Here is a 20,520-nt window from a genome sequence, read left to right on the forward strand (position 1 = left end):
GGCACCGACGCCATACCCCCACGCCCCGCCAACGCCCCCACCGCACGAGAACGCAACGCGACCACCCGCGCCCCGTCCTCCAGACTCAGACCACCCGCCACACACGCAGCCGCGATCTCCCCCTGGGAGTGACCCACCACCGCATCCGGAACCACACCGAACGAACCCCACACCTCCGCCAACGACACCATCACCGCCCATAGCACCGGCTGCACCACATCAACCCGCTTCAGCAGCCGCTCCGAACCCAACGCGTCGGCCAACGACCAGTCGACGTAAGGCGCCAGAGCCCGACCGCACTCCGCCATCCGCTCCGCGAACACACGCGACTCGTCCAGCAGCCCCGCAGCCATCCCCACCCACTGCGACCCCTGACCCGGAAACACCCACACCGAACGACCGTCGACCAACCCGCCACCGGACCCGGCAGCACCCTGGAACAGCGCGGTCAGGTGCTCGGCAAGGTTCTCCTCCGTGCCCACCAGCACCGCGCGGTGTCCCAGCGCGCTGCGTCCCGTGGCCAGGGAGAAGGCCACGTCCGCCGCGCGGACGCCCGATCCGTCTCCGAGCCGGGCCGACAGCGCCGCGGCCTGGGCGCGCAGCGCCTCCGGGGTGCGCGCCGAGAGGAGCAGGGGGACGGCGGCGGGTACGGCCTGCGGTGCCCCGGGTTCGCCAACAGGTCGCTCTACGGCGGCTGTCGGGGCGTCCGGGGCCTGTTCGAGGATGACGTGGGCGTTGGTCCCGCTGACGCCGAAGGCGGACACTCCTGCCCGGCGCGGACGACCCGTCTCGTCCCACGCGCGGGCCTCCGTCAGCAGTCGGCCGGCCCCCGCCGACCAGTCCACCTCCGGCGTCGGACCGTCCACGTGCAGCGTCTTCGGCATCACCCCGTGCCGCAGGGCGAGCACGGACTTGATGACCCCCGCCACACCGGCGGCGGCCGAGGTGTGGCCGATGTTGGACTTCAGCGAGCCGATCCACACGGGGCGGTCCCCCGGCCGGTCCTGACCGTACGTCGCCAGCAACGCCCGCGCCTCGATCGGGTCACCCAGCCTGGTGCCCGTACCGTGCGCCTCCACCACATCCACATCCGCCGCCGTCAGACCCGCGTCCGCCAACGCCGCACGGATCACCCGCCGCTGCGACGGACCACTGGGCGCCGTCAGACCATTGCTCGCACCGTCCTGGTTCGTCGCCGAACCACGGACGACGGCCAGCACCGGATGCCCGTTGCGCCGGGCGTCCGACAACCGCTCGACCAACAGCATCCCCACGCCCTCCCCGAAGGCGGTCCCGTCGGCCGCCGCGGCGAAGGACTTGCAGCGGCCGTCCGGGGCGAGTCCGCCCTGTCGGCTGAACTCGACGAACAGTTCGGGGCTGCACATGACGTTGACGCCGCCGGCCAGGGCCAGCGAGCATTCGCCGGATCGCAGCGCCCGTACCGCGAGGTGGAGGGCCACCAGCGAGGACGAGCACGCCGTGTCCACGGTGACCGCGGGGCCCTCCAGGCCGAAGAAGTAGGCCAGGCGTCCGGAGACGATGCTGCCCGAGTTGCCGGTGCCGAGGAATCCTTCGACGTCCTCGGGAATGTAGGGCAGCAGCCGGGCGGCATAGTCCTGCTGCATCAGGCCGACGTACGTGCCGACCGGGGCGCCGCGCAGGGCGGCCGGGTCGATGGCCGCGCGCTCGAAGAGTTCCCAGGTGGTCTCCAGGAGCAGCCGCTGCTGCGGGTCCATGGCCAGGGCCTCGCGCGGCGAGATGCCGAAGAACTCCGCGTCGAAGTCGGCCGCGTCGTGGAGGAAGCCGCCGTCGCGGGTGATGGAGGTGCCGACGCGGTCGGGATCGGGATCGTAGAGCGTGTCCAGGCTCCAGCCCCGGTCGGTGGGGAACCCGGAGATGCCGTCGCGGCCCTCGGCCAGCATCCGCCACAGGTCCTCGGGTGAGCGGACACCACCGGGGAGACGGCAGGCCGCGGAGACGATCGCGATCCGGTCGTCGTCGGCGTCCCGGTCCCGGCCGGCCGGCCTCGCGGGTACGGAGGGGATGATGGCCGTTGCCGCGGCCGCTTCCGTGTCCGTGTTCGTGTCCGTGAGCCCGGCGCGCAGGAAGTCCGCGAGCGCCGTCGGGGTCGGGTGGTCGAACACCAGGCCGGTGGGCAGCCGCAGGCCGGTGGCGGTGTTCAGGCGGTTGCGCAGTTCCACCGAGGCCAGCGAGTCGAATCCCAGCTCGCGGAAGGCCCGTCCGGGGTCGAGGGCGTCCGGGGAGGTGTGGCCGAGGACGGCTGCCGCGTGGGTACGGACGAGGTCGACGAGCAGCCGGGTCCGTCCGCCGGTGTCGAGGGCCGCGAGGCGCCGGCGCAGGGCGTTGTCGTCGGCCTCCGCCGCCGTGGCTGCCCGGCGCGGCGGTGTCCGCACCAGGCCGCGCAGCAGCGGCGGCAGGGTGCCGTCCGCGGCTGCGGACCGCAGGGCCGCGGTGTCCAGGCGCATCGGGACCAGGGTGGCCCGGTCCACGGTGAGGGCGGTGTCGAGGAGCGCGAGTCCCCGCTCGGTGGAGAGCGGCGGCATCCCGGACCGGGCGAGGCGTCGTACGTCGTCCTCGGCCAGGTGTCCGGTGAGGGCGCTGGGCTGCTCCCACAGGGTCCAGGCCAGGGACTGGCCGGCCAGCCCGGCCGCCCGGCGCTGGACGGCGAGGGCGTCGAGGAAGGCGTTGGCGGCGGCGTAGTTGGCCTGTCCGGGGCCGCCGAAGGTGCCCGCGGCCGAGGAGAAGAGCACGAAGTGCGTGAGGTCGAGGTCGCGGGTCAGGTCGTGCAGGTGGAGGGCGGCGTCGACCTTGGGGCGCAGTACGGCGTCCACGCGTTCGGGGGTGAGCGCGGTGACGACGCCGTCGTCGAGGGTGCCCGCGGTGTGGACCACGGCGGTCAGCGGGTGCGCGGTCGGCAGGTCGGCGAGTACGGCGGCCAGCGCTGCCCGGTCGGCCGCGTCGCAAGCGACGACGGCGGTCTCGGCCCCCAGCGCGGCGAGTTCGGCCCGCAGTTCCCCGGCTCCGGCGGCGGCCGGGCCGCGCCGGGAGAGCAGCAGCAGGTGCCGGGCGCCGTGCCCGGTGACCAGGCGGCGGGCGACGTGGGAGCCGAGCAGGCCGGTGCCGCCGGTGATGAGCACCGTGCCGTCCGGGTCGAAGGCCCGCGGGGTCCCGGCCGCCCCGTCCGCCTCGTCCGCTTCTTCCGCCTCGTCCGCGGGGTGCGGGTCGTCCCTGAGGACCCGCACCAGCCGGGGTACGCGGACCTCGCCGCCGCGGACCGCGGCCTCCGGTTCCCCCGAGGCGAGGGCCGCGGCGACGCCCGTGGAGGTGCCGTGCTCGTCGTCGGCGTCGAGGTCGAGCAGGGCGAAGCGCCCGGGGTGTTCGGACCGGGCCGAGCGGACCAGCCCCCAGAGCGCGCTGTGCGCGGGGTCGCGTACGTCCTCCCCCTCCTCGGTGCTGACCGCGCCCCGGGTGGCGAACACCAGGCGCGAGCCGGCGAGGCGGTCGTCGGCGAGCCAGGTCCGGACGTCGGTGAGGGCCTGGTGGACGGCCGCGCGGACCGCCGCGGCCGGTCCGGCCGCTGCCACGGGCTTTGGGCGGGTGAGCAGGACTGTTTCGGGCACCGGGGCTCCGGCGTCGACGGCGGCCAGCAGCGTGGCCAGGTCGGCGGCGCGGTGGACGGGTGCGCCGCTGCCGCGCGGGGGTGCGGTGACCCACTCCGTCGTGTGCAGGTCCCGGTGGCGGCGGCCCCGAGGAGCACGGTCGGCGTCCAGGGAGAGGGTGCCGGCGGGCCGCAGGACCAGCGCGTCCACGGTCGCCACGGGGGCACCGGTCGCGTCGGCGACGGCGAGCGTCACCGCGTCGGGTCCGGCCGGGGCGAGCCGGACGCGGATCGAGGCGGCGCCGGTGGCATGCAGGGTCACGCCGTTCCAGGAGAACGGCAGCCGCCCCTCGGGGTGGGCGTCCGCACCGGGAGCGCCGGGCACGCCGGTGGCGTGCAGAGCCGCGTCCAGCAGGGCCGGGTGCAGGCCGAAGCGGGCGGCGTCGGGGGCGGGTACGACGGCCTCCGCGAACAGCTCGTCGCCGCGCCGCCAGGCCGCGTGCAGGCCCTGGAAGGCGGGACCGTAGGAGAATCCGGCCGCCGCGAAGCGCTCGTACAGTCCGTCGAGGGCGAGGGGTTCGGCGCCGGGCGGCGGCCAGGGCATCGGCCCGTCGGCCTCCGCGTCTTCCGCGCCGCCCGGGGCCAGGACGCCTTCGGCGTGCCTGGTCCACTCGTCGTCGGGGTCGCCGTCGGCGGGTGTGTCCGGCCGGGAGTGCAGGCTGAGCGGGCGGTGGCCCGCGGAGTCGGGGGCGCCCACGGTGAGGCGCAGCACGGTGCCGCCGTGCTCGGGCAGCACCAGGGGGGCCTCGAGGGTGAACTCCTCGACGCGGGGGCAGCCGACGCGGGCCCCGGCCTGGAGCGCGAGTTCCAGGAAGGCGGTGCCCGGGAGCAGTACCCGGCCGCCGACGGCGTGGTCGGCGAGCCACGGGTGGGTGCGGGCCGACAGGCGGCCGGTGAGGAGCAGGCCGTCGCTGTCGGCGAGGACCACGGCGGCGCCCAGCAGTGGATGGTCCGCGGGGGCCAGTCCGGCGGCGGTGACGTCGGCGGCGGGCGCGGCGCCGTCCTCCAGCCAGTACCGGGCGCGCTGGAAGGCGTAGGTGGGCAGTTCCACCCGGCCGGGGCGGCGGCCGGCGAAGACGGTGTCCCAGTTTGGGGACACTCCGCGCAGGTGGAGTTCGGCCAGGGACTCGATGAACCGGCGCGGCCCGCCGTCGTCGCGGCGCAGGGTGCCCACGGCGGTGGCGTCGGCGCCCGCGTCCTCGACGGTCTCCAGCATCCCGACGGTGAGGACCGGGTGCGGGCTGCTCTCCAGCAGGACCTGGTAGCCGTCCGCGAGCAGGGCGCGGGTCGCCGGTGCGAAGCGGACGGTCCCGCGCAGGTTCCGGTACCAGTAGTCGGCGTCCAGGACGGAGGTGTCCTCCAGCAGGGCGCCGCTGACCGTGGAGTAGAACGGGACTTCGGACGGGCGCGGGGTCACTCCGGCGAGCTGGGCGAGCAGTTCCGTCCGGATGTCCTCGACGTGGGCGCTGTGCGAGGCGTAGTCGACGGGGATGCGTCGGCTGCGGATGTCCAGGGCCGCCGTCCGGTCGAGGAACGCGTCGAGCGCGTCGGTGTCGCCGGAGACGACGGTGGAGGCGGGGCCGTTGACGGCGGCGACGGAGAGCCTGCCGTCCCAGGGGGCGAGGTGTCCGGCGACCTGTTCGGCGGACAGGGCCACCGACGCCATGCCGCCGCGGCCGGACAGGGCGCGGATCGCCCGGCTGCGCAGGGCGACGACGCGTGCGGCGTCGTCCAGGGAGAGGGCCCCGGCGACGCACGCCGCGGCGATCTCGCCCTGGGAGTGGCCGATGACGGCGCCGGGAGTGATGCCGTAGGAGCGCCACAGTCCGGCCAGGGAGACCATGACGGCCCACAGCACCGGCTGCACCACGTCGACGCGTTCGGCCAGCGGGGTGCCGGCGGCGCCGCGCAGGACGGTGTCCAGGGACCAGTCGACGAAGGGGGCCAGGGCGCGCTCGCAGTCCGCGACGCGGGCGGCGAAGGCGGGGGCGGAGTCGAGGAGTTCTACGGCCATGCCCGCCCACTGGGACCCCTGTCCGGGGAACACCAGGGCGACCTGGCCGCCGGTTCCCGCGGTGCCGCGGACCAGGCCGGGGGCGGTGCGGCCGGCGGCCAGGGCGTCGAGGCCGGTCCGGAACTCGTCCGGGTGGGCGCCGATCAGGACCGCCCGGTGCTCGTGCGCGGCGCGGGTCGTCGCGAGGGCGTGGCCGACCTCGGCCGGGCCGGGTCCGGGGTGGGCTCGGAGGTGGTCGCGGAGCCGTGCGGCCTGGGCGCGCAGCGCTTCGGGGGTGCGTCCGGAGAGCACCCAGGGGAGGACGGGTGGCGGTGTGCCGTCCGGGTCCGGGGTGTGCCGGGCCGCGTCCCGGCCGGCGGGGGCGTCGGCGTCCTCAAGGCCGGCCTGGGCGGCCGGGGCGGCCGGTTCTCCCTGCCCGGCGGGGGCTGCGGGATCTGCGGGGTCCCCGGGTTCGTCCGCCTGTTCCAGGACGACATGTCCGTTGGTGCCGCTGACGCCGAAGGAGGAGACCGCCGCCCGGCGCGGCCGTCCGGTCTCGGGCCAGGGGGTGTTCGCGGTGACCAGGCGTACCGCGCCCGTGGTCCAGTCGATCTGCGGGGACGGGTCCTGCGCGTGCAGGGTGGGCGGGACGGTGCCGTGCCGCAGGGCGAGGACGGTCTTGATGACGCCGCCGACACCGGCCGCCGCCTGGGTGTGCCCGATGTTGGACTTCAGCGAGCCGAGCAGCAGCGGCCGTCCGTCCGCGCGGTCCTGCCCGTAGGTGGCCAGCAGGGCCTGGGCCTCGATCGGGTCGCCCAGCGGGGTGCCGGTGCCGTGCGCCTCGACCACGTCCACGTCGGCGGGGGTGAGTCCGGCGTTGGCCAGGGCGTGGCGGATGACGCGCTGCTGGGCGGGGCCGTTGGGGGCGGTGAGCCTGCTGCTGGCGCCGTCCTGGTTGACGGCGGTGCCCCGGATCAGCGCGAGCACCGGGTGGCCGTCGCGCCGGGCGTCGGAGAGTCGCTCCAGCAGGAGCATGCCGACGCCCTCGCCCCAGCCGGTGCCGTCGGCCGCGGCGGCGAAGGACTTGCAGCGGCCGTCCCGGGCCAGGCCGCCCTGGCGGCTCATCTCCACGAACGGGACGGGTGTCGACATGACCATCGCGCCCCCGGCCAGGGCCAGGGTGCAGTCGCCGGCCCGCAGGGCCTGGGCGGCGAGGTGGACGGCGACCAGCGAGGAGGAGCAGGCGGTGTCGATGCTGACCGCCGGGCCCTGAAGTCCGAAGGTGTAGGCGACGCGGCCCGAGGCGACGCTGTCGGAGCTGCCGCTGCCGATGTACCCGGCCACGTCGTCGGGGACCTGGCGCAGCCGTACCGCGTAGTCCTGGTACATCACTCCGGCGAAGACACCGGTCCTGCTGCCCCGCAGGGTCGCGGGGTCGATGCCGGCCCGTTCGAACGCCTCCCAGGTGGTCTCCAGCAGGAGCCGCTGCTGCGGGTCCATCGCGAGCGCCTCGCGCGGGGAGATCCCGAAGAATCCGGGGTCGAAGTGCCCGACGTCGTCGAGGAAGCCGCCCAGGGCGGTGTGGCTGGTGCCCTCGCGCAGTTGTTCCGGGTCGTCCAGGTGGTCGAGGTCCCAGCCGCGGTCGCGGGGGAAGCCGGTGATGGCGTCGGTGCCGTCGGTGACCAGGCGCCACAGGTCCTCGGGGGACCGTACGCCGCCGGGGTAGCGGCAGCTCATCGCGACGACCGCGATGGGTTCGCGGCCCGCTTCCTCCGCCTCGGCCAGGCGTCGGCGGGTGTGGTGCAGGTCCGCCGTCACGCGCTTGAGGTAGTCCCTCAGCCTGTCGTCGTTCACCATCGGGAGCCGCCGTCCTGGTTCGGGTGTCGGGTCGGTGTCATGACAGGCCGAGCTCGTTGTCGATGAGGTCGAAGAGTTCGTCGTCGCTGGCGCCGTCCATGCGGTCCTCGATGGAGCCGTCCGCCGTGCCGTCGGCGGCGGTGGCCGCCGCGTCGAGGCGCCCCAGGAGGTCCCGGAGCCGGCCGGCCAGCCGTTCGCGGTCCGCCGGGTCGTCGACACCGCCGTCGAGGGCGTCTTCCAGGCGGTCCAGTTCGGCGAGGCCGGGGACCGGGCCCGGCCCGGTTACGGGGGCCAGTTCGGCGGCGAGGTACGCGGCGATCGCGGCCGGGGTGGGGTGGTCGAAGAGCAGGGTGGCCGGCAGGGGGTGGCCGGTGGCGGCGCGCAGCCGGTTGCGCAGTTCCACCGCGGTCAGCGAGTCGAAGCCGACCTCCAGCAGACCGCGGCCGGGCTCGATCGCGGCCGGGCCGCTGTGGCCGAGGACCAGGGCGGCGTGGGAGCGGACCAGGTCGAGGAGGACCCGGGCGCGCCGGGTGTCGTCGAGGGGGCCGAGGCGCTGCTTGAGCGCTTCGGGCCCGTCAGGGCCGGTGCCGGCGGCGGGGCCCGCGACGACGCGCCGGACGACGGGGCGCACCAGGCCGCGCAGCACGGCGGGGACGCCGCCGGTGGCGGCCTGGGCGCGGACGGCCGCGGTGTCGAGCCGCAGCGGGAGGACGACCGGCTCGTCGAGGGTGCCGGCCGTGTCGAACAGCGCCAGTCCCCGGGCCGGTTCGAAGGCGACGATCCCGCCCCGGGCGATGCGTCGCAGGTCCGCCTCCGTGAGGCCGCCGGTCATCCCGGTGCTGTTGGCCCACAGGCCCCAGGCGAGGGAGCGGCCGGGCAGTCCGTCGGCGCGGCGCCGGTGGGCCAGTGCGTCCAGGAAGGCGTTGGCGGCGGCGTAGTTGCCCTGGCCCATGCCGCCGAAGACTCCGGCGATGGACGAGAACAGGACGAACTCGGACAGGTCCAGGCCGGCGGTGAGTTCGTGCAGGTTGATCGCGGCGTCCACCTTGGGGCGCAGGACGAGGTCCAGTTGCTCGGGTGTCATGGTGGCGACGACGCCGTCGGCCAGGACGCCAGCGGCGTGCACCACCCCGGTCAGGGGGTGTGCGGGAGGCAGGGCGGCCAGCAGGGCCGCCAGGGCGTCGCGGTCGGCGGCGTCGCAGGCGGTGATCTCGGCGTGCGCGCCCAGGGCGGCGAGGTCGGCGAGGAGTTCCGCCGCGCCGTCGGCGGCGGGGCCGGTGCGGCTGGTCAGCAGCAGGTGCCGGACGCCGTGCTCGGCGGCCAGGTGGCGGGCAACGTGGGCGCCGATGGCGCCGGTGCCGCCGGTGATCAGGACGGTTCCGTCGCCGCCCCAGCCGGGGGTGCGGGCGGTGGCGGCCAGCGGTACGCGGGCCAGCCGGGCGATGTGGACGGCCCCGGCCCGGATCGCGAGCTGGGGTTCGCCGGACGCGAGGGCTTCGGCGAGTACGGCGGGCGGGATCTCGTGGGCGTCGCGGGCGTCGAGGTCCAGCAGGACGAAGCGGTCGGGGTTCTCGGTCTGCGCCGAGCGGACCAGGCCCCAGAGCGCGGCCAGGGCCGGGTCCGGGACGTCGTCGCCGGTCACCGGCACCGCGCCCGCGGTGACCAGGACCAGCCGGGAGCCGGTCAGGCGCTCGTCGGCCAGCCAGCCGCGCAGCAGGGCGAGGAGCGCGCCGAGGCCGTCGTGGACCGCGTCGCGGAGGGTGCCGGGCGGCGCGTGCGGGGCAGGGGCGGGCGGGCAGGCGGCCAGGACCAGCCGGGGCGGCGGGGCGCCCGCGTCGAGCAGTGCGGAGAGCGCGGCGAGGTCGGTGACCGTACGGCCGGGGAGCGGCGCGGCGCCGGGGGGCAGGGGGGTCCCGGTGTCGAGCACGGTCCAGGACTCCGGTCCTGAGACGGTGCCCGCCGCCGTCCCGGCGCGCTCGGGCAGGGCCTGCCACTCGGGGCGGAACAGTTCTTCGTGGTGTCCGGTGCGGGCGGCCCGGAAGCGGCCGGGCGAGACGGGCCGCAGGACGAGGGAGCGGGCCGAGACCACCGGCCGACCGGTGGCGTCGGTCGCCCGTACGGCGACGGCGTCGCGGCCGGTGGGGGTGAGCCGCAGCCGGAGTTCGGTGGCGCCGGAGGCGTGCAGGCGCACCCCGTTCCAGGAGAACGGCAGCCAGCCCTGCGCGGGTCCCTCCAGTACGTCGAACACCAGCGCGTGCAGGGCGGCGTCCAGCAGGGCCGGATGCAGGCCGAAGGCGGCGGCGTCCTGCCGCTGCTCCTCGGGCAGGTTCGCGACCGCGTACACCTCGTCGCCGAGTCGCCAGGCCGCGCGCAGGCCCTGGAACGCGGGGCCGTAGGCGAATCCGCCGTCCGCGAAGCGGTCGTACACGCCGTCCGTGTCGAGGGGGACGGCCCCGGGCGGCGGCCAGGCCGCGGGGTCGGCCGGTCCGGCCGGGTCCACCGGTCCGGGGTCCCCGGCGGAGGTGAGCAGGCCGCTCGCGTGCCGGGTCCAGGGGGCGTCGGGGCCGTCGTCGGCGGCCCGCGCGTGGACGGTCATCGGGCGGGTGCCGGAGGCGTCCGGGCCGCCGACGGTGAGCTGGAGTGCGACGGCTCCGCCCGCCGGGAGCACCAGCGGTGCCTCCAGGGTCAGTTCCTCGACCTGGTCGCAGCCGACCTGGTCGCCCGCGTGGACCGCGAGTTCCAGGAACGCGGTGGCGGGGAACAGCACGCCCTCGTAGACGCCGTGGTCGGCGAGCCAGGGGTGGCTGCGGAGCGAGAGCCTGCCGGTGAACAGGAAGCCGTCACGGTCCGCGAGTTCCGTCGCGGCGCCGAGCAGCGGGTGGTCGACCCTGCGGAGTCCGGCCGCGGGCAGGTCCGCGGTGGCCGGGCCGGCCTCCAGCCAGTAGCTGCCGCGCTGGAAGGCGTACGTCGGCAGGTCGACGGCGGAGCGGGACGGGCCGCCGGAGTGGACGGCGTTCCAGTCCACGGGGACGCCCGTGACGTGCAGCCGGGCCAGAGCGGCCGTCGCCGTGGGCGCCTCGGGCCGGTCCTTGCGCAGCAGCGGCAGCAGCAGGGGGCTGTCGGCTTCGGCGCCGGTGCCTTCGGTGGCGCGGGTCAGGCAGTCCTGGCCGAGGGCGGTGAGCGCGCCGTCGGGTCCGAGTTCCAGGAACGCGGTGACGCCGTCGTGTTCCAGATGGCGTACGGCGTCCTGGAAGCGGACGGTGCCGCGCACGTGCTCCACCCAGTGGTCCGGTGAGCCGAGCTGCCCGGCGGCGGCCGGCTCGCCCGTCAGGGCGGAGATGACGGGGACGGTGGCCTCCCCCGGGACCATCCGCGCCGCGACCTCGCGGAACCCGGCGAGCATGGGCTCCATGAGCGGCGAGTGGAAGGCGTGGGAGACCCGCAACCGGCGGGTCTTGCGCCCGCGCGCGGCGAGTTGAGCGGCGATCTCGTCCACCGCCGCCGCGTCGCCGGAGATCACGGTCGCGGCGGGGCCGTTGACCGCGGCGAGGCCGACGGCGCTCTCGCGGCCCGCGAGCAGCGGCAGCACCTCCTCCTCCCCGGCGGCGAGGGCGGCCATCGCGCCGCCCGCCGGGAGGGCCTGCATCAGCCGTCCGCGCGCGACGACCAGTTCCGCGGCGTCGGGCAGGGCGAACACACCGGCGACATGGGCGGCGGCCAGTTCTCCCACGGAGTGGCCGAGCAGCCGGTCGGGACGCACGCCCCAGTGCTCGACGAGCCGGAACAGCGCGACGCCGAGGGCGAACAGGGCGGGCTGGGCGTACTCGGTGCGGTCCAGCAGGCCGTGGCCCCGGTCGCCGGGGCACGCGTCGATGACCTCGCGCAGCGGCCGGTCGAGCAGCGGGTCGAGTTCCGCGCAGACCGCGTCGAAGGCGTCGGCGAAGACCGGGAACCGCGCGTACAGTCCGGCGCCCATGCCGGTGCGCTGGCTGCCCTGGCCGGGGAAGAGGAAGGCGGTCTTGGCGGCAGGTCCGGTGACGCCGCGCACCAGGTCCGGCGACGGCTCGCCCGCGGCGAGGGCGGTGAGCCCCTGGAGCAGGGTCCGCCGGTCCGTGCCGGTGAGGGCGGCCCGGTGTTCGAAGGCGCTGCGGTGCAGCGCCAGGGAGCGGCCCACGTCCGCGACGGCGAGGCCCGGGTCGTGCTCCACGTGCCGCAGCAGCCGGGCGGCCTGCTCGCGCAGCGCGTCGGCGCCGCGGGCGGAGAGCAGCCAGGGCAGGGCGGGCGCGGCGGGGGCGGTCGCCGGGGTCGGCGCGGGGCCGTCGGCCCGGACCGGTTCGGTGGGCTGTTCGAGGATGGTGTGGGCGTTGGTGCCGCTGACACCGAACGACGACACGGCGGCCCGCCGGGGGCGCCCGGTCTCCGGCCACGGGGTGTCGTCGGTGAGCAGCCGGACCGCTCCGGCCGACCAGTCCACGTGGGGTGTCGGCGTGTCGACGTGCAGGGTGCGCGGCAGCGCCCCGTGCCGCATGGCCTGCACCATCTTGATGATGCCCGCGACTCCGGCGGCTGCCTGGCTGTGCCCGATGTTCGACTTCAGCGACCCCAGCCACAGCGGCTGCCGCCCGTCGCGTTCCCGGCCGTACGTGGCCAGGAGCGCCTGGGCCTCGATGGGGTCGCCCAGCCGGGTCCCGGTGCCGTGCCCCTCCACGGCGTCGACCTCGGCCCCCGTCAGTCCGGCGTCGGCGAGGGCCGCCCGGATGACCCGCTGCTGGGAAGGTCCGTTGGGGGCGGTCAGGCCGTTGCTGGCGCCGTCCTGGTTGACGGCGGAGCCGCGTACGAGGGCGAGCACCGGGTGGCCGTTGCGCCGGGCGTCCGAGAGGCGTTCCAGGACGAGCAGTCCGGCGCCCTCGGCCCAGGAGGTGCCGTCGGCGGCGGCGGCGAACGGCTTGCAGCGGCCGTCCTCGGCGAGCACCCGTTGCCGGCTGAACTCCACGAACGCGCCCGGTGTCGACATCACGGTCACCCCGCCCGCGAGCGCCAGCGAGCATTCGCCGGACCGCAGCGACCGGGCCGCGAGATGGACCGCGACCAGCGACGAGGAGCACGCCGTGTCGACGGTCACCGCGGGCCCTTCGAGGCCGAGGGTGTAGGAGATCCGCCCGGACGCCACACTGCCCGCGCTGCCGACGCCGAGGTAGCCCTCGAACTCCTCGGAGGGTTCGGTGACGCGCGACCCGTAGTCGTGGTGGCTGCATCCGACGAAGACGCCGCTCGCGCTGCCCTTGAGCGACAGCGGGTCGATGCCGGCCCGTTCGAACGCCTCCCAGGAGAGTTCCAGCAGCAGCCGCTGCTGGGGGTCGATGGTCAGCGCCTCACGCGGGGAGATCCCGAAGAAGGCCGGGTCGAAGCGGTCGGCGTCGTGGAGGAAGCCGCCTTCGCGCGCGTAGGTGCGGCCGGTCCGGTCCGGGTCCGGATCGTAGAGGCCGTCCAGGTCCCAGCCCCGTCCGGTGGGGAAGCCGGTGATCGCGTCCTGTCCGCCCGCGACGAGTTCCCACAGTTCCTCGGGGGTGCTGACGCCGCCGGGGTAGCGGCAGCTCATGGCGACCACGGCGATCGCCTCGTCCTCGGGCACCGCGACGGCCGGGGACGCCTGTGCGGGAGCGCCGGACGTCCGTGTGGCGGGCGCACCCGGCAGTTCGGTGCGCAGGTGTCCGGCCAGGTCCGTGGCCGTGGGGTAGTCGAAGGCCAGGGTCACCGACAGGCGCAGGCCGGTGGCCCCGGCGAGCCGGTTGCGCAGTTCGACGGCGGTCAGCGAGTCGAAGCCGATGTCCTTGAACGCCTGGTCGGGTCCCACCGCCTCGGGCCCGGGGTGGCCGAGCACGGCGGCGACCTCGCGGCGGACCAGGTCCAGCAGCGCCCGGTCCCGTTCCGCCGGAGGCAGTGCGGCCAGGCGCAGGGCCGGCGGCTCGGCGCCGTCGGCCGTGCTCCGGGGGCCGGCCGGGGCGGCGAGTGCTTCCCGCACCTCGGGCAGGTCGCCGAGGGCGGGGCTGGGCCGCAGCGCGGTGTACGCCCGGGTGAAGCGGTCCCAGGCGAAGTCGGCGACGAGGACGGCCGTATCATCGTGGTCGAGCGCCCGGCGCAGCGCGGCCGTGGCCACGGCGGGGTCCATGGCGGGCAGGCCGTCGCGGATCAGCCGTTCGGCGACCGCTCCGGAAGCGAGGCTGTCGCCGCCCCACAGGCCCCAGGCCACGCAGGTGCCGGGCAGTCCGAGGTCGCGGCGCTGCCGGGCGAGCGCGTCGAGGTAGGCGTTGGCGGCGGCGTAGCTGCCCTGGCCGGTGCCGCCGAGCGTGCCGGCGAGCGAGGAGAACAGCACGAAGGCGGTGATGTCGAGTTCGCGGGTGAGCGCGTCGAGGTTGCGCGCTCCGTCGAGCTTGGGGCGCAGGACCCCGGCCGCGCGCTCGGGGGTGATGGAGTCGATCACCCCGTCGTCGAGGACGCCCGCGGTGTGCAGTACGGCGCGCAGCGGGCGCTCGGCCGGAATACCGGCGAGCAGTTCCGCCAGGGCGTCGCGGTCCGCGACGTCGCAGGCCACCGCGGTGGCGGCGGCGCCGAGTCCGCGCAGTTCGGCCAGCAGGGCGTCGGCCCCCGGGGCCCGTGCGCCGCGCCGGCTGGTGAGCAGCAGGTGCGCGGTGCCGGTGCGGGCCAGCCACCGCGCGATCTGGGCGCCGAGGCCGCCGGTGCCGCCGGTGATCAGGACCGTGCCCTCGGGGGTCCAGTCGCGTACGGGGGGCGTGTCGCCGAGACCGGCGTGGACGACCCTGCGGCCGTAGAGGCCGCTGGCGCGTACCGCGAGCTGGTCCTCGCCGCCGGGGCCCGTCAGCGCTTCGGCGAGCCGGGTCGCGGCCCGGTCGTCGAGCTGTCGCGGCAGGTCGACCAGTCCGGCCCAGCGCCGCGGGTACTCGACGCCGGCGACCCCGCCCAGGCCCCAGACCAGGGCCTGGAGCGCGCTGCCGATCCGGTCGGAGCGGCCGACCGACACCGCGCCCCGGGTGGCGCACCAGAGCGGGGCGTCGGTGCCGAGGTCGCCCAGGGCCTGGAGGAGTGCGACCGTCAGGGTGAGGCCGCGGGGAAGCGCCGATCCTCCGCCGTGGGGTTCTTCGGCCAGGGCGAGCAGCGACAGGAGTCCGGCGGGCGGCCCGCCGGTGCGGTCGTGGGCGTCGCGGAGCAGTGCGGCGAACCGGGTCCGGTCGGTCGCGTCGGGGCCCGCCTCGACCAGGACAGGGGTGGCGCCGTGTGCCCGCAGGGCGTCCAGGGCGAACGCGACGGCCGGGTCGGCGGCGGCGCCGGCCGGGGCGACGACGAGCCAGCCGCCGGTGAGCCGGGGCCGCTCGGGTGCGGGCAGGGGCTTCCAGGCGACCCGGTAGCGCCAGCCGTCGGCGGTCCGGTCGTCGGCCCGGCCGCGCGCCCATTCGGCGAGGGTGGGCACCAGGGAGGCGAGGGAGGCTTTCAGTTCCCCGTCCTCGACCCGCAGGGTGGTGGCGAGGGCGTCCAGGTCCCCGTGGTCGACGGCCGCCCAGAAGCCGGAGTCGGCTGGTCCGGTGCCGGTGCCGGTGCCGGTCAGGGCGGTGGCGGGCCGGTCGGGGGTGGTGTCCAGCCAGTAGCGCTGCTGCTGGAAGGCGTAGGTGGGCAGGGGCCGCTTGCGCGCGCCGGTGCCGGCGAACACCGTGTCCCAGTCCGCCGGTGCTCCATGTACCTGGAGTTCGGTGAGCGCGGCGAGGAAGCGGCCGGGGCCGCCCTCGGCGCGGCGCAGGGTGCCGACGACGGCTCCGTCCCCGGCCCCGGCCGCTTCGACGGCCTGCTGGAGCCAGACGGTCAACGCGGGGTGGGTGCTGCACTCGACGAAGGTGTGGTGTCCGTCGGCGATGAGCGCGTCGACCGCGCGTGCGAACTCCACGGGCCGGCGCAGGTTCTCGTACCAGTACGCGGCGTCCAGCCCCAGGGTGTCCAGGGGGCCGCCGCTGACCGTGGAGTAGAACGGGATGTCGGACGTCCGCGGCGTGGTGCCGTCGAGGAGGGTGAGCAGTTCCTCCCGTAGCTCCTCCACCTGGGGCGAGTGCCCGGCGAAGTCCACGCCGGGGACCGGCCAGGTCAGGACGCCCGCCTCGGCGTACCGCTCGCGCAGTCGCTCCAGTGCCGCCGGGTCGCCGGAAACCGTCACCGATGCCGGGCCGTTGACAGCGGCGACGTCGAGTGCCCCCTCGTGGGCGGACAGGGCTTCGCGTACGGCCGCGGCCGGCTGCGGCACGAACAGCATGCCGCCGCGGCCGGTCAGGGCGAGCAGGGCCCGGCTGCGCAGGGCGACGATCCGGGCCGCGTCGTCCAGCGAGAGCGCACCGGCCACGCAGGCGGCGGCGATCTCCCCCTGGGAGTGGCCGACCACGGCGTCGGGCACGATCCCGTGCGCCCGCCACAGCTCGGCCAGCGACACCATCACGGCGAACAGCACCGGCTGCACCACGTCCACCCGGTCCAGCGGGGGCGCGTCGGGCTCCTCCCGCAGGACCGCGAGCGGCGACCAGTCCAGGTGCGGGACGAGGGCGCGTTCACAGGCCGCGATCCGGTCGGCGAAGGCCGGGGCGTGGGCGAGGAGTTCCCGGGCCATGCCGGCCCACTGGGATCCCTGGCCGGGGAAGACGAAGACGGTCCTGGCCGATCGGGCGACGGTGCCCTCGACCAGGCCGGGTGCGCGGTCTCCCGCGGCCAGCGCGGCCAGGCCGCCCAGCAGGGCCGTCCGGTCGTCACCGACGACGGCCGCGCGGTGCTCGAAGGCGGTCCTGGTGGTGGCCAGGGAGTAGCCGATGTCGGCGGACGACAGCTCCGGATGCTCCGTCAGGTACGTGTGCAGCCGCTCCGCCTGGGCCCGCACCGCCTCGGCGGTCCGCCCGGACAGGACCCACGGGACGGCGGCCCGCGCGGCGCCCGCGTCCGTCGCACCGGACCCGGCGGACGGACCGGCGGGGAGTGCGGGTACGGCGGGCGCTTCGGACACGGCGGGCGCGTCGGACACGGCGGGCGCGTCGGACACGGCGGCGGGTTCGGGCCCGTCCGGCACAGCGGGCGGCGGGAGTCCGGGGTCGGCGGTGGGCAGGAGCGCGGGGTCGGCGGTGGGCGGGAGTCCGGGATCGGCGGGCGGCTGCTCGATGACGACATGGGCGTTGGTGCCGCTCAGGCCGAACGAGGACACTCCGGCCCGGCGCGGACGGCCGGTCCGCGGCCAGGGAGTGGCCTCGGTCAGCAGTGCGACGGCGCCCGCCGTCCAGTCGACGTTCGGGGACGGCCGGTCGATGTGCAGGGTCCGCGGCAGCTCGCCGTGCCCCATGGCCAGCACCATCTTGATGATGCCGCCGACCCCGGCGGCGGCCTGCGTGTGCCCGATGTTCGACTTCAGCGACCCCAGCCAGAGCGGCCGGTCGGCCGGCCGGTCCTGGCCGTAGGTGGCCAGCAGCGCGTCGGCCTCGATCGGGTCGCCCAGCCGGGTGCCGGTGCCGTGCGCCTCGACGGCGTCCACGTCGGCGGCCGTCAGCCGGGCGTTCGCCAGCGCGTCGCGGATCACCCGGCGCTGGGCCAGGCCGCTGGGCGCGGTCAGGCCGTTGCTCGCGCCGTCCTGGTTGATCGCCGAGCCGCGCACCACCGCGAGCACCGGGTGGCCGTTGCGCCGGGCGTCCGAGAGGCGTTCCAGGACCAGCAGGCCCACGCCCTCGGCCATGCCGAAGCCGTCCGCCGAGGCGGCGAAGGACTTGCAGCGCCCGTCTTCGGCGAGCCCGCGCTGCCGGCTGAAGCCGGTGAACGACAGCGGGGTGCCCATCACCGTGGCGCCGCCCGCCAGTGCCAGCGCGCATTCGCCCGAGCGCAGCGACTGCGCGGCGAGATGGACCGCGACCAGTGACGAGGAGCAGGCCGTGTCCACGGTCACGGCGGGTCCCTGGAGGCCGAGTTGGTAGGCGACCCTCCCGGACAGGACGCTGGTGGAGATGCCCGCGATGAACAGGCCCTCCAGTTCTTCGGGGACATCGCGCAGGGTGCCGCCGTAGCCCTGGTAGGAGGCACCGGCGAAGACCCCGGTCGGGGTGCCGTGCAGGGACGACGGGTCGATGCCGGCGCGCTCGATCGCCTCCCAGGAGGTTTCGAGCAGCAGCCGCTGCTGCGGGTCCATGGCCAGGGCCTCGCGCGGTGAGATCCCGAAGAATCCGGGGTCGAACAGGTCCGCGTCCCGGATGAACCCGCCTGCGGCGGCGTAGCTCCTGCCCGGCCGGTCGGGGTCCGCGTCGTACAGCGTGTCCAGGTCCCAGCCCCGGTCGGACGGCAGCCCGGAGACGGCGTCGCGCCCGTCGGCGACCAGGCGCCACAGCTCCTCGGGGGTGCGTACGCCGCCGGGGTAGCGGCAGCTCATGGAGACGATCACGATGGGGTCGTCGTCCGCGGCGGGTGCCGCCGCCGGGGGCCGCCGCACGGTGGCGGGTTCCTCGGCGGCGCCCAGCAGTCCGGTCTCCAGGTGCCGGGCGAGCGCGGTCGCCGACGCGTAGTCGAAGACGACGGTGACCGGGAGCCGCAGGCCGGTGGCGGTGTTGAGCCGGTTGCGCATGTCCACGGCGGTCAGCGAGTCGAAGCCCAGGTCGCGGAAGGCACGGCCAGGGGCGACCGCGTCCGGCGAGCCGTGGCCGAGGACGGCGGCCGCGTGGGTCCGTACCAGGTCGACGAGCACCCGGGTCCGCTCGGCCGCGGGGAGCGGCCGCAGCCGGTCGCGCAGCGCCGAGGACGTCTCCTCGGCCCCGGTCCCGGCGGTCGCCGGTTCGGCGGCCAGCGCGGCGCGCACCTCGGGGAGTTCACCGATCAGCGGACTCGGGCGCGCCGAGGTGAACACCGTCGCGAAGCGGTCCCAGTCGATGTCGGCGACCACGACCACCGTCTCGTCGTGGTCCAGGACCTGCTGGAGCCCGGTGAGCGCGACCGCGGGCGGCACGAAGAGCACGCCGTGGCCGCGCAGGGTCTCCTCCACCAGTCCGGCCGCCATCCCGGCCCCGCCCTCGGGGTCCCAGATCCCCCACACCACGGAGGTCGCGGCGAGACCGCGGCTGCGGCGGTCCTCGGCCAGGCCGTCGAGATAGGCGTTGGCGGCGGCGTAGGCGCCGTGGACGGCGCTGCCCCACACCCCGGAGATGGAGGAGAAGAGCACGAACGCGTCGAGCGTGTCCCGGTCGAAGAGCAGGTCCAGGTTCCTGGCACCGCCGGTCTTGGCGTGGAGGGTGTCGGCGAACTCGTCCACGTCGGTGGCGGGCAGCGGCACCAGCAGCCCGGCACCCGCGGCGTGGAAGACGGTACTGATCCGGTGGCCGTCCCGTTCGAGGCCGTCCTTCAGCGCGCGCAGGGCGTCCAGGTCGGCGACGTCGCACGAGGCCAGGGTGACCCGGCAGCCGAGGGCGGCCAGTTCCTCGGACAGCTCCGGCGCACCCGGCGCGTCCGCCCCGCGCCGGCTGACCAGCACCAGGTGCCCGGCTCCCCGCCGGGCCAGCCAGCGCGCGATCTGCGCGCCGATCCCGCCGGTACCGCCGGTGATCAGCACGGTGCCCCCGGGCCGCCAGCTCCGTCCCGGCGCGGTGTCGCCGAGGGCGGCCCGGACCAGCCTGCGGCCGTGGCAGCCGGTGGCCCGTACGGCCACCTGGTCCTCGTCCGCGACCGCGCCCGCCAGCACCCGGCACAGCCGAGCGGTGGTGTCCGTGTCCAGGACCTCCGGGAGGTCGATCAGACCGCCCCAGCGCTGCGGGAACTCCAGCGCGGCGACCCGGCCCAGCCCCCACAGCAGATGCTGCGCGGCGCTGACCGCGCTCCCGGTGTCCGTGTCCCCGGCCGACACCGCACCCCGGGTCGCCCACCAGAGGGGCGCGTCGGTCCCGGTGTCGCCGAGGGACTGCACCAGGGCCAGGTTGAGCGCGGTGCCCAGCGGGACGGAGGGGTGCGCGGAGTGCGGGCGCTCGTCGAGGCCCAGCAGCGACAGCACTCCCGTCACCGGGCCGGGCAGCGCGCCGAGGGTGGCGCGGATCCGGTCGGCCAGCACGGCGCGGTCGGCCTCCGCCTCGGTGAGCCGCACGTGGACCACCGAGGCACCGGCCTGCTCCATGGCGTGGACGGTCGCCTCCGACCGGCGCACCGCGTCCTCGGGCTGACCGTCCGACGACAGCAGGAGCCAGTTGCCGTCCAGGGCGGCCGGGGGGCCCTCGGGCAGGGCCCGCCAGGTCACGCGGTAGCGCCAGGAGTCGGCCACCGAACGCTCGGTGCGCTCGGTGCGCCAGGCGGCGAGCGCCGGGAGCACCACGTTCAGCGGGTCCTCGGGCGCCACCCCGAGGGCCGTGGTGAACCGGTCCAGGTCGCCGCCGCCCAGGGCGTCCCAGAAGTCGTCGCCCTCCGAGGACGTCCCGGAAGGACCGCCCGCCGCCGGGCCGGTGTCCTCCAGCCAGTACGAGCGGCGCTGGAAGGGGTAGGTGGGCAGGGAGACGACGTCCGGTTGGTGTCCGGCGAACACCCGGTCCCAGTCGGGCGACAGACCGCCCGCGTGGGCCTCTCCCAGGGAGGTCAGGAAGCGGGCGAGGCCGCCCTCGCCGCGCCGCAGCGTGCCGACGACCACGGCGGGGCCCTGTGCTGAGGCGGCGGTGTCGGCCTTGTCGGCGGTCTGCTGGACACCGAAGGTGAGCACGGGGTGCGGGCTGGCCTCGACGAAGAACCGGAACCCCTCCCCCAACAGCGACTCCGTCGCCCTCCCGAACTCCACCGTCTCCCGCAGATTCCGATACCAGTACCCGGCATCCANANNNNCNGTGTCCAGCCAGCCACCCGTCACCGTCGAGAAGAACGGCACCACACCCGAAACAGGAACAACCCCCGCCAGATCAGCAAGCAACCGCTCCCGGATCTCCTCCACATGCGAGGAATGCGACGC

2 protein-coding genes are annotated in these 20,520 nt (G+C 76.1%); both read right to left on the minus strand.

Annotated features, from left to right (window positions below):
* On the minus strand, nucleotides 1–7,529 hold a 7,529-nt coding region (locus B086_RS0129625), incomplete at its 3' end, for a type I polyketide synthase (protein ID WP_018570069.1).
* Between the two features lie 37 nt (nucleotides 7,530–7,566).
* The coding region (locus tag B086_RS41150) for a type I polyketide synthase (RefSeq protein WP_051115954.1) at nucleotides 7,567–20,520 on the minus strand (12,954 nt) is incomplete at its 5' end.

The sequence above is a fragment of the Streptomyces sp. PsTaAH-124 genome, assembly GCF_000373685.1.
Taxonomy (GTDB): domain Bacteria; phylum Actinomycetota; class Actinomycetes; order Streptomycetales; family Streptomycetaceae; genus Streptomyces; species Streptomyces andamanensis.